At 66.5% G+C, this 15,850-nt stretch carries 16 protein-coding genes; 9 read left to right on the top strand and 7 right to left on the bottom strand.

Going from position 1 to position 15,850, the window contains the following annotated elements; all coding sequences use genetic code 11:
- The first annotated feature begins 351 nt into the window (after positions 1-351).
- From AB0J47_RS10350 to AB0J47_RS10340, 3 genes are all read left to right on the top strand, one after another.
- Entirely contained in the window at positions 352-516 is a 165-nt protein-coding gene (locus tag AB0J47_RS10350) for a hypothetical protein (RefSeq protein ID WP_364343055.1), read from the top strand.
- A gap of 113 nt (positions 517-629) precedes the next feature.
- Positions 630-1,025, top strand: a complete 396-nt coding sequence (locus AB0J47_RS10345; protein WP_364343052.1) for an ectoine synthase — start codon at positions 630-632, stop codon at positions 1,023-1,025.
- Complete coding sequence (locus AB0J47_RS10340) at positions 1,022-2,077, top strand: low specificity L-threonine aldolase (RefSeq protein ID WP_364343049.1); 1,056 nt, start codon at positions 1,022-1,024, stop codon at positions 2,075-2,077. Before AB0J47_RS10345 ends, AB0J47_RS10340 begins: the two co-directional genes overlap by 4 nt.
- A 106-nt stretch (positions 2,078-2,183) precedes the next feature.
- On the opposite strand, the gene AB0J47_RS10335 is transcribed toward AB0J47_RS10340, so the two are convergent.
- The 4 genes from AB0J47_RS10335 to AB0J47_RS10320 are packed head-to-tail and all read right to left on the bottom strand — an operon-like array spanning position 2,184 to position 6,356.
- A complete protein-coding gene (locus tag AB0J47_RS10335) occupies positions 2,184-2,948 on the bottom strand; it encodes an enoyl-CoA hydratase/isomerase family protein (protein ID WP_364343046.1) in 765 nt (254 codons plus the stop codon).
- 1 nt (position 2,949) lies between these two features.
- A complete protein-coding gene (locus tag AB0J47_RS10330; protein ID WP_364343043.1) occupies positions 2,950-4,038 on the bottom strand; it encodes an acyl-CoA dehydrogenase family protein in 1,089 nt (362 codons plus the stop codon).
- Positions 4,025-4,927, bottom strand: coding sequence for an acyl-CoA dehydrogenase family protein (locus AB0J47_RS10325; protein WP_364343040.1), 903 nt, complete (start codon positions 4,925-4,927; stop codon positions 4,025-4,027). Before AB0J47_RS10325 ends, AB0J47_RS10330 begins: the two co-directional genes overlap by 14 nt.
- Positions 4,905-6,356: an AMP-binding protein gene (locus tag AB0J47_RS10320; RefSeq protein WP_364343036.1), complete on the bottom strand. Its 1,452-nt coding sequence runs from the start codon at positions 6,354-6,356 to the stop codon at positions 4,905-4,907. The genes AB0J47_RS10325 and AB0J47_RS10320 overlap by 23 nt, the downstream gene beginning before the upstream one ends.
- Positions 6,357-6,432: 76 nt before the next feature.
- Here AB0J47_RS10320 and AB0J47_RS10315 point away from each other — a divergent pair, with 76 nt between their 5' ends.
- A complete protein-coding gene (locus AB0J47_RS10315; protein ID WP_364343033.1) occupies positions 6,433-7,488 on the top strand; it encodes a ferredoxin--NADP reductase in 1,056 nt (351 codons plus the stop codon).
- Positions 7,489-7,938: 450 nt separating this feature from the next.
- On the opposite strand, the gene AB0J47_RS10310 is transcribed toward AB0J47_RS10315, so the two are convergent.
- The 3 genes from AB0J47_RS10310 to AB0J47_RS10300 all read right to left on the bottom strand — a co-directional run bounded on the left by AB0J47_RS10310 (position 7,939) and on the right by AB0J47_RS10300 (position 10,695).
- Positions 7,939-8,610 (bottom strand): DNA alkylation repair protein, encoded by a 672-nt coding sequence (locus AB0J47_RS10310; protein WP_364343030.1) that lies wholly within the window; start codon positions 8,608-8,610, stop codon positions 7,939-7,941.
- A gap of 550 nt (positions 8,611-9,160) precedes the next feature.
- Entirely contained in the window at positions 9,161-9,934 is a 774-nt protein-coding gene (locus tag AB0J47_RS10305) for an SDR family oxidoreductase (protein ID WP_364343027.1), read from the bottom strand.
- Positions 9,931-10,695, bottom strand: a complete 765-nt coding sequence (locus AB0J47_RS10300; protein ID WP_364343024.1) for an SDR family NAD(P)-dependent oxidoreductase — start codon at positions 10,693-10,695, stop codon at positions 9,931-9,933. The genes AB0J47_RS10305 and AB0J47_RS10300 overlap by 4 nt, the downstream gene beginning before the upstream one ends.
- 53 nt (positions 10,696-10,748) lie before the next feature.
- On the opposite strand from AB0J47_RS10300, the gene AB0J47_RS10295 reads away from it, so the two are divergent.
- Genes AB0J47_RS10295 through AB0J47_RS10275 form a run of 5 tightly spaced genes read left to right on the top strand, consistent with a single transcriptional unit; the run spans position 10,749 to position 15,822 of the window.
- A complete protein-coding gene (locus AB0J47_RS10295; protein WP_364343021.1) occupies positions 10,749-12,176 on the top strand; it encodes an AMP-binding protein in 1,428 nt (475 codons plus the stop codon).
- On the top strand, positions 12,169-13,314 hold the full coding sequence (locus AB0J47_RS10290) for a thiolase family protein (RefSeq protein ID WP_364343018.1): 1,146 nt from the start codon (positions 12,169-12,171) through the stop codon (positions 13,312-13,314). Before AB0J47_RS10295 ends, AB0J47_RS10290 begins: the two co-directional genes overlap by 8 nt.
- Before the next feature lie 3 nt (positions 13,315-13,317).
- Positions 13,318-14,226, top strand: a complete 909-nt coding sequence (locus AB0J47_RS10285; RefSeq protein WP_364343015.1) for an AAA family ATPase — start codon at positions 13,318-13,320, stop codon at positions 14,224-14,226.
- Between the two features lie 11 nt (positions 14,227-14,237).
- Complete coding sequence (locus tag AB0J47_RS10280) at positions 14,238-14,654, top strand: OB-fold domain-containing protein (RefSeq protein ID WP_364343012.1); 417 nt, start codon at positions 14,238-14,240, stop codon at positions 14,652-14,654.
- 25 nt (positions 14,655-14,679) lie between these two features.
- The gene (locus tag AB0J47_RS10275; RefSeq protein WP_364343009.1) at positions 14,680-15,822 is read left to right on the top strand and encodes a thiolase family protein; all 1,143 of its coding nucleotides are present in this window, start codon (positions 14,680-14,682) and stop codon (positions 15,820-15,822) included.
- Positions 15,823-15,850: the final 28 nt, after the last annotated feature.

Genomic DNA, 15,850 nt, shown 5'->3' with positions numbered 1-15,850 from the left:
GGGGCAGAAGAACGATCAAGCGGGAAAACCGTTCGGTCACAGTGGCTTCCACACCTACAACCGCTCACGACACCGCGCCAGTTCCCGACCCAACCACCGGGCAGTCAGGTGAGTGGATGCCCAGGGCGGCGGTAGTGCGGGCTTTGTGTTGGCGGCGTCGCGGCCAGCACGAAGCCTCAGCGCTCAGGTTGGGCCGCCGCACGGCCAGTGTAGTGCCGCTCCACCTCGTGAAAGCCTTCCGGCACAATCGGTCTCGCCCACAGCTGCCCACCGGATTGTCGACAGAAAGCGTCGATGTTTGCCAGCACAGCGCTCAGCACCCCTTAGTTCCGGACCACATCGGCAACCGGAGTGCCCGCTGAGCCGTCACGCGCGAGTGCGGTACGTGTCTCCGAGATCCAGCCCGGACTCGCCGAATTCAAGCGGATGCCGAGCGGCCGATTCGAGCACCGCCGCGGGCACGAAGCCACCGAGACCTTTGTTGTGAGCCTGGCGATGTTGGCCCGCAAGTCCTGATGCGCATGGCGCGATCTTGGCGGTCAGGGGCGTTTCTGCCGCTGTCGGTATGTCGCGTCAGCAACCATGATTTCAGTGTTCGCAGAAACGCACGAGACAAAGGAACGCACTCCATGATCGTCCGTTCACTGAAAGAGATCATCGGCACCGAGCGAGAAGTGAAGGGCCCCACATGGAATAGCCGTCGCCTGGTGCTCGCCGAGGAGAAGGTCGGGTTCTCCTTGAACGACACCGTGGTGGACGCGGGTACCGAGCTCGAGATGTGGTACGCCAACCACATCGAGGCCGTCTACGTCATCGAGGGTCGGGGTGAACTGGTGGACGCCGAGACCGGTGCAGAGCACCGTCTCGAGCCCGGGGTGATGTACCTGGTCGACGCACATCAGCATCACACTTTGCGCACCCACACCCGCTTCCGCGCGGTCTGCGTGTTCAACCCGCCCCTCACCGGCCGCGAGGTCCACGATGAGAACGGCGCCTTCCCACTGCTGACGGAAGAGGATAAGTGAGCGAAACCTTTCCCGAGTCCGAGCCACTGCGTGGTTTCGCCAGTGACAACAACGCTTCCGTGCACCCGGAGATCATGGCGGCGCTGGCCGCCGCCAACGAGGGCCACCAACCTGCCTACGGCGCGGACGTCCACACCGTACGGCTGCGCGAACTGGTCGAGGACCATTTCGGCGAGCGTGCCGATGTCTATCCGGTCTTCAACGGCAGCGGCGCCAATGTGGTTGGGCTGCAGGCGATGTGCGACCGGTGGAGCGCGGTGATCTGCCCGGAGTCCGCACACATCAACCTGGACGAGTGCGGCGCACCCGAGAAGGTGGCCGGGCTCAAGCTGATCCCGGTATCCACCCCCGACGGCAAGCTGACGCCGGGGCTGCTCGACCGGTACGCGTGGGGCTTCGGCGAGGAGCACCACGCCCAACCCAAAGTCGTCTCGATCACCCAGAGCACCGAGCTCGGCACCCTCTACACACCCGGCGAGATCGCCGCCATCAGCGCGCTGGCGCGCGAGCGCGACATGCTGGTGCACGTGGACGGCGCCCGACTGGCCAACGCGGCCGCCGCGCTCGACCTGCCGCTGCGCGCGTTCACCACCGACGCCGGGGTGGACGTGCTGTCGTTCGGCGGCACCAAGAATGGCTTGATGCTCGGCGAGGCGATTGTGGTGCTGAACCCGGACGCGGTGCGCGGCATGACGTACCTGCGTAAGGCGTCGATGCAGCTGGCCTCCAAGATGCGGTACGTGTCGGCCCAACTCGTCGCCCTGCTGGAGGGCGACCTGTGGCTGCGCAACGCCCAGCACGCCAACGCGATGGCGGCCCGGCTGGCAACGGCCGTCGCCGAAGTGCCCGGCGTCGAGATCGTACGGCCGGTCCAGGCCAACGCCGTCTTCGCCATACTGCCCCCGGAAGTCACCGAGCGACTGCAGAAACGGTTCCGCTTCCACACCTGGGACGACCGCACCGGCGAGGTCCGTTGGATGTGCTCATTCGACACCACCGAACCCGACGTAGACGCCTTCGCCTCCGCCATAGCCCAAGAGGCCGCAGCCTGAAGGTTGCCGCTGCCGCGCACCGATTTGCGCGCCACGCATGCTTTCGCCCGGCGAATTCGTGCGCGGCACCGGAAAAGGTGCGCGGCGCCCTTTCGTCGGCCGCGCGTCAGTGCTTGGCGGTCAACCTGGCGATATTGGCACGGAAGTCTGCACTCTGGAACGTCAGATCCTCGGCCGCCAGGGCGTAGTCGAGCGTTGCCAGCACGGCCCGCTCTAGTTGCAGGTTGAGCACGCGCTTAGTGCTTTCCACTGCCTGCTGCGGAAGTTCGAGCATCCGCTGAGCACATGCCATCGCCTCCGCGACGGGATCTTCGACGACGTGGTTGACCAGGCCCATCTCACGTGCCCTCGCGGCGGGGATGCGCGCACCGGTGATCGCGTATTCCTTGGCCAGCAGCAGACTCGTGTGCAGTGGCCAGGTGAGCGGGCCACCATCGGCGGCGACCAAACCGACCTGCACGTGCGGATCGGCCAGATACGCGGTTTCGGCGATGTAGACCATGTCGCTCAACGCGACAAGGCTGCAGCCGAGACCAACTGCCGGACCGTTGACCGCGGCGATCACCGGGATCCGGCAGCGGGCCATGCCGAGCACGATGTCGCGGCCGTCGGCGATGGTCTTCGTGCGCAGCGCACTGTCGCGGCTGAGTTCTTCGAGGTAGGTGAAATCGCCGCCCGCGGAGAAGGCCCGGCCCGCGCCGGTCAGCACGGCTACCCGCGCCTGCGGGTCCGCGCTGAGCCGCGGCCACAAGCGGGCCAGCCCGTTATGCAGCGGATCGTTGACGGCGTTGAGGGCATCGGGTCGGTTCAGCGTGATGATCCGGACCGGTCCCTCGGCGCGGACGTCGATTTCGGCTGGCATGTCATACATTTCAAACTCCCAATCCCAGGATGCGCGCGGCGATGATGTTCTTCTGTATCTGTGAGGTACCGCCCATGACGCTCTGTGCGCGGCTGTAGAAGTAGGACCCGAGCAGTTCCGGATCGCGGGTGCCGCCGACGGCCAGCGCCGCATGGCCGACCGCCTGGTCGGCCCAGGTCATGAGCAGTTTGTCCAGCGACCCGTCGGGCCCGTGGGTGACGCCGTCGAGCTGTTCGGAGAGTCGGCGCCGGACGTGCAGGCGCAGCATCTCGGTCTGCACCGCCGCCCAGACGAGTTCCTCGGGCGCCTTGCCCTCGACGCGAGCGGCCAACTGGCGCACCAGCTTTCCGTATCGAGCAGCGAATCCCAATGTGGACGGTTCACGTTCATGTCCGACGACGGTCATCGCCAGCTTCCAGCCCGCACCGGGCGCACCGACCAGTTGATCCGCGGGCACGATCGCCCCGTCGAATTCCACCTGACCGAATTCCCGGGTCACCCCGCTGATCATCCGCAGTGGCCGCTGCCGCACACCCGGTTGCTTCATCGAGATGATGAATGCCGAAATACCTTTGTGTCGTGGCGCATTCGGATCGGTGCGCGCTAACAGCAGGCACCAGTCGGCGACATCGGAATAGCTGGTCCAGATCTTGTGGCCATTGACTACATAGTGGTCGCCCGCGCGCGTCGCGGTGGTGGTCAACGCGGCCAGATCCGAACCGGCCCCCGGTTCGCTGAAGCCCTGGCACCAGCGCTCGGTGCCGTTGATCATGCCGGGCAGGAACCGTTGGCGCAGTTCCTTGCTCGCGTGCCGTCCGAGGCCAGCGACCAGGTAGCCGAGGCTGGGCCGCGGCGGTGCGCCCGCGATCGCCAACTCCTCGTCCAGGATGACGTCGTAGACCGGCGAAAGGTCGTGGCCACCGAATTCTCGCGGCCACGACAGTCCGAAGAATCCGGCCGCGTACAGCGCTTGATGCCATTCGCCTTGGCGCGCCCAGTATTCGTCACCCGAAGTCGGAAAGGTACCGGCCACCTCGCCCAGCCAGGCGCGCAGCCGGTCCCGGAATTCGGCCTCCTGCGGTGCGTCACGAAAGTCCAAGGTCGATCTCCTCCAGGCTGACGGGGAACAATTCGGTCGAGGTCAGGGCCCGGCGCAGGTATATGTGCGCGAGGCACTCCCAGGTGTTGCCGATGCCGCCGTGCACTTGAATCGCGGTCTCGCATACCGTTCGTGCGGCCCGCGCGCAGTACAGCTTCGCGATCCGCGCCGCCCGCATCGACTCGGCGTGCGACAATTCGTCGACTGACCAGGCCGCATGGCGCGCGACGCTGATCGATCCCTCGATCAGGGCCTGACTTTCGGCGAGCAGGTGCGCAACTGCTTGATACGAACCGATCGTATTGCCGTACTGCGCACGGACTTTCGCGTATTCGACGGTGAGGGACTGCGCGCCGCGCGCGACACCGACCAGATCAGCGGTGGTGGCCACCAGCGCCAACGCCTGCCACTGAGCCACCTGATCGGCGGACAGTTCGCCGAGGAAGTCGAGGCGACCGGTGAGCTCCGCGTCGAGCCTGGTGAGATCCGCACCGGGCAGTTCGGCGCCGACGCGGCCGACAAGCAGTTGTCCGTCGTCGATCACCAACGCGCGCTCGGCGCTGTGCGCGTCGAGAGCCCGGCCCGCCACCGCGACCGTCCAGCGCTGATCGTCGTCGGCCGGTCCGCGCAGATCGTCGGCCAGTACCGGTCCCAGGAACGGCACATCGACCAGGCCGCGCCCGAACTCCTCGGCCACGATCGCCACCTCGACTCCGGAGGCGCCGTCCGAACGCAGTGCGCGCCAGCCGGTCTGGTCGACCGCCTTCTCCAGCCGGGTGACCCGCGCCGCGTCGTCGAGGTCGAGTACCGAGCCGGGGCCGAGGTCATCGGCCAATTTCGCGGCGGCGTCCCGCAATTGTCGCTGTTCACTCGTGAGACGAACGTCCATACTGCTCCTTGAGAATTCGGCGCAACACCTTGCCGGAGGGCAGGCGCGGGATTGCGGGGACGAACACCACGCGGCGCGGTCGTTTGTAGCCCGCCAGCCGGTCGCCGACCAGTGCGATGAGTTCGTCGGCGGTGACCGTCGCGGTGCACGAGACTGCCGCGACGATCGCCTCCCCGTCAGCGGTGTCGGCGATGCCGAACACCGCGCAGTCGCCCACCGCGGGATGCCCGTGCAGCACGGCCTCGATTTCGGCGGGTGCCACCTGGAAGCCGCGGACCTTGATCATTTCCTTGGATCGGTCGGTCAACTGGACCCAGCCTTCGGCGTCGATTCGGCCGATATCACCGGTCCGGTACCAGCCGTCGTCGAAGGCTTCGCCGGTCGCCTCGGCCGGTAGATAACCTGCCATCAGTGATGGCGACCGCGCCTGGATTTCGCCGATCTCGCCCGGACCCAAAGGTTCTCCGGTCGCCGTCGATACAACCCGTAGTTGCACTTGCGGCGCTGCTTTTCCAACGCTGTCGTACCGCACATCCCCGATCGGACTGCACGCGATGACCGGCAGCTCGGTGGTTCCGTACGCGGGCAGCCAACCGACACCGGTTCGGGCGGTTACGGTTTCGGCGACGGCGGCGGTGACCGGCGTGGCGCCCCACATGATGAAGCGCAGCGAGGACAGGTCATAGGACTCGAGCTCGGGGTGCGCGGCAAGTGCCAAAGCGATGGGCGCGACAGCCATCTCGATGGTGATCCGGTCCTCGGCGATGCACCGCAGCATCTGTTCCGGATCGAAGCGCCGGTGCAGCCGCATCCAGGCGCCCGCCTCCAGCACGGTGACGATATTGAGCAGCCCCAGGATGTGCGTAGGCGGCGTGACGATCTGCAGGCGGTCGTAAGAGTTCAACTCCAGCACCCGGGTCCAGTGCCGCACCGCGGCGGCGAGCGAGGCGTGGGTGTGCCGCACCGCCTTCGGCAATCCGGTAGTACCCGAACTGAATACGAACACCGCGTCGGATTCCGGATCGGGTCGCCCGAACGTGCGCGTCAGCGGGGTGATCGGGTCGTCGAGGTGACGGGTCGGCAGCAGCTCGGTCAATATCGGCGAATCGCCGAGTCCGTACACCGGTCCGGTCAGCGCCAGCGCATGTTCGACCTCGGCGCGTTTCCATGCCGGACTGATCAGGACCGGTGTAGCGCCCAACCGCCACGTCGCCAGCACGGCGACCACGAATTCCGGCCGGTTCGACGACATCAGCGCGACGCGATGCCCGGCACGCACGCCCCGCCCGACCAATTCCACGGCCAGACCCGCGGCCAGCCGCTCCAACTGCCCGTGCGTGTACTCGCGGTACTCGAACGCGAGCGCGACCGGTTCGGTGCGCGCGGTAGCGGCAGGGGCGGCACCGCGGTGGCTGTCGTTCGACCCCATTTGAGAAGATCCTGTCTCGTCGGAGAGAATACAATTCTCCTTGTACTAGAATCTTAATACCAGGAGGAGGCAGTTCATGGCGAGACCCCCGTTGTTCCAGCGCGCGACCGTAACGCGGATCGTTAAAGAGAGCGCCGACGCGCGCACCTATGTGCTCGCCCCGCACGACGGGCCGATCGCTTATCAATCCGGGCAGTTCTGCACCTTCCGAGTCCACGTGGACGGCAGGGACCTGTTCCGCTCATACTCGATGTCGAGTGCGCCGGAAACCGACCGCGAACTGATGACCACGGTCAAGCGGGTGCCCGGCGGACAGGTCTCGAACTGGCTGCACGACAACGTGGTCGAGGGCGACGAATTGGAGCTGACGAGAGCGGCAGGCCGATTCTGCTTACGTTCCACCGAACTACCGCTGCTCGGTTTCAGCGGCGGCAGCGGCATCACGCCGATTCTGTCGCTGGCCAAGAGCGCGCTGGCGAGCACCGCCAGGAAGGTGCGGCTGCTATGCGCGGACCGTGATCCGGAGTCGGTGATCTTCGAGGCCGTGCTCGCGGAACTGGTCGACCGCTATCCGGGGCGGCTCGAGGTGGTCCGTCACCTCGATGCCGACGGGGGCTTCCTGACACCCGACGCGATCCGCGATTTCGTCGGCGCGGACGGCGGCGGCGACAGTTATATCTGCGGACCCGAGGCCTTCATGGAGATGGTCGAGAACGCTGTGCCCGGACCGGGTCTGGTGTTCAGTGAGCGATTCGGCGCACCGGCTCCGGTGCTGCCCGTAGCCGTCCAAACCCCTACGGCCACACCCTCCGTCGCGGCCGTCGAAACCCCCACTGCGACCACCCCCGTCGCGACCACTGACCACACAGTCACGATCATTCTCAACGGCAAGAAGAAGTCGGTTCCGCGCAAGGACGGCGAAACACTGCTCGACAGCGCCCGCCGCGCCGGTCTCACACCCCCGTTCTCCTGCGAGGCAGGTAACTGCGCCACCTGCATGGCCAAGGTGACGAAAGGCCATGCCACCCTGCGCCGCAACGACGCCCTGACCGACGACGAACTCGCCGAGGGGTATGTCCTCACCTGTCAGGCCGTGCCGGATACGGACTCCATCACCGTTGACTACGAATGAGCGATACCGCGCACCGTGCCGCCGACATTCGCCCCGCCAAAGCAGCAGGGCGTTGCGATTCGCATCGACTACATCTCGTTGGCGCCACCGGATGGGCAATTCGAGGACTCACCTGATGCCCCATTCGGCTGATGACATCCGGGATGCACTACTGGACAGGTGATCACGTGGAACTGGCGGCGCACTCCTCTCGGGCGATGCCGCCACCGTTTCCACCTGATCAGCTGACCAATCTGTGGGTTGTCGGCGCGGTGACACGTATCGGTGTCGCTTGTCAGGACGGGCTGCTGTGTCGGCGGATCTGCGACACCCCGACCGCGGCGCTGGCGCCCAGTCGTCGGCTAGCGACGGAGCTACCGGGGGCTGCGTCGGAATTGTGTGATCCCAGAAATGATCTCGGTCCGTTGATCGTGTTGCCGCGTTCTGACGGAGGTCGCGAGCGCGAGCTTCCTACTTGTCGTGCTGTCGGCGCACCATCTCCGTGATCCAGATGGGCGCGAACGGAGACGTGCAGTTCGGTGGAGTCGGGTAGTCCTCGAGCACCTTCAAGCGCTCACCGATGTCGATTGCACGGGCCCGCTGCTCGGCGTGCTCGATCCCGATCTGAGCCAGGCAGTGGTTCATCGCCCACTGCAGGCGATCCGGGGCGTCTTTCATCTGTGCCTCGATGACGTCGAGTAGTCCTGCGAGATCGAGGCTCTCGGGCTGCTTCGCCACGCGTTCGGTGGTCAACGCCCAGCCTGCGCTCGCGACCACTGGATCCGGATCGGCGAACCAGGACAGGCGCAGCTCTTCGGCGTACGGGTTCTTCTTCACCACATAGTTCACCAGCCAGTCGTGCACCTTGGGTGTGCGCGCCTCGCGCACCATGACGTCCAACTCGTCACGCTCGAACGCCTTCGGGCGGCAGATCAGGGTCGCCAGCAGTTTTGCCGCGGTGTCGTCGGTCTCCCAGAGCTGGCGCGCGAGTTCCTGCTGCGTTTTCAGCCGCTTCGCGAGCGCGCGCAGCTTGCTGAGGTTCACACCGTGATCATCACCGTGTTTCTCGTTCACCACGCGCGTCCTCGGGTCCTCGAGTGCGGCCAGCTCGGCCATCACCTCGGCCACCGTCGTTTCGGCCACCTCGGCCTCCTGTCCATCACGTGGGAGATTCAGATATGTGGGACATGATGAGGCCATGACGATACCGACGCCGGCCCGGGATACGGCGAACTCCGACAGGCCGGCAGCCGGTCGGGCCCTCACCTGGGGGATTGACCCTCGGCTTGATCGGGGGAGCGCTCGTTACGACCCATGACGGCGGTCGGCCTGTTCATGCATCGCACCGACACGGTCCGTACGTATCCAGCACCGAACAGCACCTATGCCGCCGCCGTGAAACGATTCCACCGCGCGATCGACACCGACAGCTACGAAATCTGGCTCGGACCGTTCACCAACGGCGGGGTGCCGCGCGGGCACATCGTGACGATCCCGACTGTAGCTTGCGGGAAGTACTGGCGCAGAAGGCCATTGGTGTTCGCATCGGTCGCACGCGTCTACCGGTCGTTGCGCACCGCCCGGCGCAGCCGAGGATCTTGTTCCAGAGCGAGAGTTTCCGTGCCGATGCCGCCAAGTGTCGAGGTCCGCGCAAGGCCCCGAAGACCATGCTTCTTCGGGGCCCTCGCGCCGATCAGCCCCTCGGAATCAGCACTTCCGAACGCTGCACCGTGCCGGTGATACCGGCGGCGTCCTGGCTCGCCAGCAGCACCGCGGCACGGGCGATCGTTTCCGGCGGCTCGACCATGTTCGCTGGAATTTCCTGGCCACCGCCTCCGGCCTGCCAGCCTTCGGTCAATACCACTCGGGACGGGCTCAGGCAGTTGACCGCGATGTTGTCTTCCTTCAGTTCCGCGGCCAGACCGAGGTAGAGGCGTTCGACTGCGGCCTTGGATACCCAGTACGCATTGGCGCCGCGGATCATATCCACGCCGGTGGTGGTGATCGCGATGAGTGAGCCACCGCCGCGGGCTTTCAGATGCGGAATGACGGCCTTGGTCACGAGGAAGACGCCGGTCAGATTGACGTTCATGCACAGCTGCCAGCGCTCGAGTGGTGTGGTCTCGATCGGACCCAACCACATCACGCCCGCATTGGCGACCAGGATATCGATGCCACCGAATTCGGAAACTGTTGTGGCCACGGCGTTTTCGACCGACTCCTCGCTGGTGACATCGCAGACCACGGGCAGTGCCGTTCCGCCCGCGGCGGTGATCCGGTCGGCGACCGAACCGATGGTGCCCGGCAGCTTGCCCTCGGTTTCCGAGCGCGCGGCGACGGCCACCGCCGCACCGGCACCGGCCAGGCCGGCGGCTATCGCCGCGCCGATACCGCGACTAGCGCCGGCGACGAATGCGACCTTGCCGCTGAGTGGCGAGCCCAGACCAAGGTGCGGCTGCCCGTTCATTTCGGTGGGAAGCGCAGTGCGCCGTCGAGTCGGATGATCTCACCGTTGAGGTAGTCGTTCTCGATGATCGACTGAGCCAACTGCGCGTATTCGACCGAGCGGCCCATCCGCTTGGGGAAGGGCACCTGGGGTCCCCAGTAGCCTTCCAACTGGTCGGCGGCCTTGCCGTAGGCGGGTGTGTTGACCGTGCCCGGTGCGATAGTGACCACCCGGATGCCGAGCGGGGACAGGTCACGGGCCGCCACCAGGGTCATGCCTATGACGCCACCCTTGGCAGCCGAATAGGGGAGTTGGCCGATCTGGCCCTCGTACCCCGCGATCGAGGCGGTGTTGACGATGACACCGCGGGCGCCCTCATCCAGTGCCTCGGTCTTGGCGATGGCCGCAGCCGACAGGCGCAGCACATTGAATACGGCGGTCAGGTAGAACTCGATGGTGGTGCGGAAACCGTCGAGTGCCAGTGGCGAGCCGTCCTTGCCGACCAGGCGGCCGCCGGTGGCCGGGCCGCCATGGGTGTCTACCGAAATTCGCAGCGGTCCAAGGGATTCCGCCTCGGCAATGGCCGCGAGCATCGACTCCTCACTGGTCGCGTCGGTGTGCACGTAGTGGATGCCGAGTTCTTTCTCGAGTTCCTTGCCCTTGTCGTCGGCGACATCGGCGACCACCACCTTCGCTCCGGCGGCGTGCAGGCGACGCACGGTGGCCTCGCCGAGTCCGCCGGTGCCGCCGACGACGATGGCAGCGCTCCCACTGATCTGCATATCGCAATCCTCTCTTGCAACTAACACTCTCCTATGGAGAGAATAATGTTCTCATGAATATCAGCATGATCCTAGACATGGCCGCATCGGCGGGCGATCGGACCGTGATCACGGTTGGCGATCGCTCGCTGACCGCCGCCGCCCTGCTCGGCAATGCGCGTCGCGCGGCCGTCCGGTTCCAGCGGCACCCCGCGGTGCTGTATCTGGGGGCGAATCACCTGGCCTATCCGGTCGCGCTCTTCGGAGCGGCGCTGGCCGGGGTGCCATTCGTGCCGCTGAACTATCGGCTCGGCGAACAGCAGTTGGCCATGCTGCTGGATCGTCATCCCGGGGCGCTGGTGCTGCGGCCCGAAGACCTCGACACCTTGGTCGAGGAGAACACCGATGGGCCCGAACTCGAGGCGCCATGGGATGGCAATGCGGTCGCCGCGATCATCTACACCAGCGGCACCACCTCCGAACCCAAGGCGGCGCTGCTGCGGCATCGGCATCTGATGGCCTACTTGCTGAACACCGTCGAGTTCGGCGCCGCGGACGAGACGGATGCGGCGTTGGTATCGGTGCCGCCCTACCACATCGCGGGCCTGACGAACCTGCTGTCGAATCTCTACTCCGGCCGCCGCGTGGTCTATCTCGCGGCGTTCGACGCGTCCGGCTGGCTGGAAACCGTTCGGCGCGAACGGATCACCCACGCCATGCTCGTGCCGACCATGTTGGCCCGCATCGTCGCAGCCGTCGACGGCGCTGACGCGGGTGTGCCGACGCTGGCGAGCCTCGCCTACGGCGGCTCGCGCACGCCGCGCCCGGTGCTCGAGCACGCGCTGCGGGTGTTCCCGGATACCGGCTTCGTCAATGCATACGGACTCACCGAGACCGCGTCCTCGATCGCGGTACTCGGACCAGACGATCATCGCGCGGCCTTCGGATCCGACGATCCGGCCGTCCGCGATCGACTCGGCTCCGTGGGGCAGCCGCTACCAGGGATCGAGATCCAGATCCGGGCGGAATCGGGTGAGCCCGCCGGGGCGGGGGAGGCCGGGCTGGTATTCGTTCGCGGCGAGCAGATCTCGGGTGAATACGGCGGCCGCAGCGCACTCGATGCCGAAGGTTGGTTCCCCACAAGGGATCTGGGACGGCTCGACACCGACGGCTATCTCTTCATCGAGGGGCGCGCCGACGACACCATCATCCGCGCCGGCGAGAACATCGCGCCCGCCGAGATCGAGGACGTACTGCTGGGATATCCGGGCATCACCGAAGCCGCGGTGATCGGGGTGCCGGATCCGGAGTGGGGGCAGCGCCTGGTCGCGGTGCTCGTCGGAGTCGGCGAGCCGGAGGAGATCAAACAGTGGGTCCGCACGCGGCTGCGGTCGTCGAAGACGCCCGACACCATTGTGTTCCGCCGCGAACTGCCTAAGACCGAAACCGGAAAACTGCTGCGCCGCAACCTCGTCACCGAAATGGAGAACACCAATGCCTGAAGCTGTCATCGTGTCCGCCCTGCGCGCTCCGATCGGAACCGCCCGCAAGGGCACGCTGCGCGATACCAATGCCTTCGACCTGGCCAAGCATGTGGTGGCCGCGGCCGCCGAGGGGCTCGACCGGGCCCGTATCGATGACGTCGTCCTCGGCGAGGGCCGCTACGGCGGCGGCGTACTGGCCCGGCACGCGGCGATCACCGCCGGGTTGACCAATGTCGCCGGTGTGGCGCACAACCGGCACTGTGCTGCGGGCATGGCCGCCGTGCAGACCGCGGCCGCCGGAATCCGGGCGGGGATGGACGAACTCGTCATCGCCGGTGGCGTGAATTCCGAATCCACCGCACCACGTGTGCGTTTCCGGGTCGGCGCGGACGAATGGATCGACCCGTGGGTCGCGCCGAGCCATCCGGATCGGCCGGACGCGCCGTGCCTGGACATGTCGATCACGGTCGGGTGGAATACGGCGGTGGCGTCCGGAATCTCGCGCGCGGAGATGGATGCGTGGGCGTTGCGCTCGCACCGCAATGCCATCGCCGCCATCGACGAGGGCCGGCTCGAGGAGGAGATCGTGCCGATCGACACTCCGCACGGACTGTTCGCGGTCGATGAGCACCCGCGCAGGGACACCAGTCTGGAAAAGCTGGCCGGATTGAAGGTGCTGCACCCGGAGATCGAGGGCTTCAGCATCACCGCGGGCAATGCGTCGGGCTCCAATGACGGTGCCGCGGCCTTGACCATTGCCAGTGACCGGCTCGGATTGCCCGCACTCGGCATCATCCGCGGGTGGGCCTCGGTCGGCGTCGATCCGCACGACACCGGGCTGGCACCGATCGAGGCGATTACCAAGGCGGTTGCGCGGGCGGGTATTTCGCTGTCGGAGGTGAGTCTGTACGAGATCAACGAGGCGTTCGCCTCGGTGCCGATCGCGGCGACCAAGGCCCTCGATATCGATCCCGATCGGGTCAACTTCAGCGGCAGCGGATGCTCGCTCGGCCATCCGGTCGCTGCCACCGGAGCCAGGATGATCGTCACGCTGGTGCACGAATTGCGCCGTCGCGGCGGCGGTTTCGGAATCGCGGCGCTGTGCGCGGGTGGCGGGATGGGATCGGCCACCGTCATCGAGGTTCCGGCTCCCTAGCGCGTGGGAACCATTGCGGAGCTCATCGCCGCCGCGCGGGCCGGATCGGTGCGGGCCACGGGGCGGTTGCTGAGCGCGGTCGAGGGACCACAGCGCGACGAGGTGCTCGCGTTGCTCGACGCGGCCCCGGTTCGGGTCATTGGAGTCACCGGCCCTCCGGGCGCGGGGAAGTCGACCACGATCGCGGCACTGGTGGCCGCCTACCGAGAGCAGGGCCTGCGGGTGGCGGTGCTCGCGGTCGATCCGTCCTCGCCGTACAGCGGCGGTGCGCTGCTGGGTGATCGAATTCGGATGGCGCAGCACATCAATGATCCCGACGTCCTGATCCGCTCGGTGGCCACGCGCGGCCATCTGGGCGGTCTCGCGGCAGCGGTGCCCGCCGCCATCCGCCTGCTCGGGACGCTCGGCCACCAGCTGATCCTGCTCGAGACCGTCGGTGTCGGGCAGTCCGAGATCGATATCGCCGCGATCGCCGACCCCACCCTGGTGATTCTGAATCCCGGTGCGGGAGACGCGATTCAGGCCGCGAAGGCAGGTCTGCTCGAGGTCGCCGACATCCTGGTCGTCAATAAGGCCGACCGGGAGGGCGCCGACCAGACGGTACGGGACCTGCATCAGGAGTCGGACGCCCCGATCCTCGCCCTGGTCGCGGCCAAGGGCGTCGGGGTCACCGAGCTGGTGGCCGCGATCGACGCGCACCACCGCGCCGACACCCTCGACCGGCGGACCGCGCGGGCACGCGCGCAGATCCTGTCGCTGGCGCAGACCCGCTTGCGGACCGATCCGGCGTTGGCGGCATTGGCGGACTCGGTCGCGGCCGGACAGTTGGACGCCTACACCGCAGCGGAGCGACTGGTTCGCATTTCGCCGGAAATAGCGTATACATCTTATGAGAATGACATTTCCATCTGATGGAGGACGGCATGGCAAAGGCCCTCGCGCCCGATGTCTCGACGTGGCCGGCGGAGAATCCGCAGTTGATCGGCAGCCGCTGCGCCGCGTGCAGCGCGGTCACCTGGCCCAAACAAGCACGCTGCCCCAGGTGCAGCGGCCCCGACATGTCCGAACGGCTGCTGCCCCGCCGCGGCACTCTCGTGGCCTGGACCACCCAGGGCTTCGTCCCCAAACTGCCGTACGCGGGCAAGGAGTCTGCCGAGAGTTTCGAGTCGTTCGGGATCGGTCTGGTGCAACTGGGCGATGACGTACGGGTGGAGGCCCGGCTGACCGTGGCCGATCCGGCCGAGCTGCGCTTCGGGATGGATGTCGAGTTGGCCTTCGTCCCCCTTTATGTCGACGACGACGGGAACGACGTCGTCACGGTCGCTTTCGCACCGGCCTGAAGTACGGCTATCGAGGAGAATTGACATGAACGACGTTGCCATCATCGGCGTCGGCCTGCACCCGTTCGGCCGCTTCGCCAAGTCGGCCATCGAAATGGGCGCCGACGCAATCCAATTGGCGCTGACCGACGCCGGTGTCGAATGGAAGGACATCCAGTTCGGCTTCGGCGGCAGTTATGAGGTCAGCAATCCCGATGCCGTGACCCGGCTCGTCGGGCTCACCGGAATCCCATTCACCAATGTGTTCAATGCCTGTGCCACCGCGGCCAGTTCGATCGAACAGACCGCGGAGGCGATCCGGTCCGGACGATACGACATCGGCATCGCGGTCGGCATGGACAAACATCCCCGCGGCGCGTTCACCGACGATCCGGCCAAGCTCGGGTTGCCCGCTTGGTATGCGGAGAACGGACAGTTCGTCACCACCCAGTTCTTCGGGATCAAGGCGAACCGCTACATCCACGAGCACGGCATCTCCCAGCGCACCCTGGCCAAGGTCGCCGCCAAGAATTTCCGCAATGGCGCGCTCAATCCGAACGCCTTCCGGCGCAAGCCGATTCCGGAAGACCAGATCCTGAACTCGACGATGCTGAACTATCCGTTGACGCAGTTCATGTTCTGCTCGCCCGACGAGGGTGCCGCGGCTGTGATCATGTGCCGCGGAGATATCGCGCACCGCTACACCAGCAATCCGGTATACCTGCGCTCGACCGCGATCCGTACGCGTCGCTACGGCGCGTACGAGGTGCACAGCACCTGGGCGGCCATCGACGAGGACGTCTCGCCGACGGTGTACGCCTCGCGGGCCGCCTTCGAGGCGTCCGGAATCGGCCCCGAGGATGTCGACGTGATCCAACTCCAGGACACCGACGCGGGTGCGGAGGTTATCCATATGGCCGAGAACGGTTTCTGCGCAGACGGCGACCAGGAGAAGTTGCTCGCCGAGGGGGCGACCGAGATCGGCGGCCGCCTGCCGGTGAACACCGATGGCGGCCTCATCGCCAATGGCGAGCCCATCGGCGCCTCCGGTATCCGACAGGTCTACGAACTGGTGCTGCAGTTGCGCGGCCAGGCGGGCGAGCGTCAAGTGCCGGGTAATCCCCGAGTCGGCTACGCCCAGGTCTATGGGGCACCCGGTACCGCGGCGGCATCGGTTCTCAGCCTCTGACGGCGTTTCGACCCCACCCGGCAAGGAG

The sequence above is a fragment of the Nocardia sp. NPDC049737 genome (assembly GCF_040674755.1).
Classification (GTDB): domain Bacteria; phylum Actinomycetota; class Actinomycetes; order Mycobacteriales; family Mycobacteriaceae; genus Nocardia.
The sequence above is the reverse complement of the archived record's forward strand: the minus strand, read 5'-3'. Positions and strand labels throughout refer to the sequence as shown.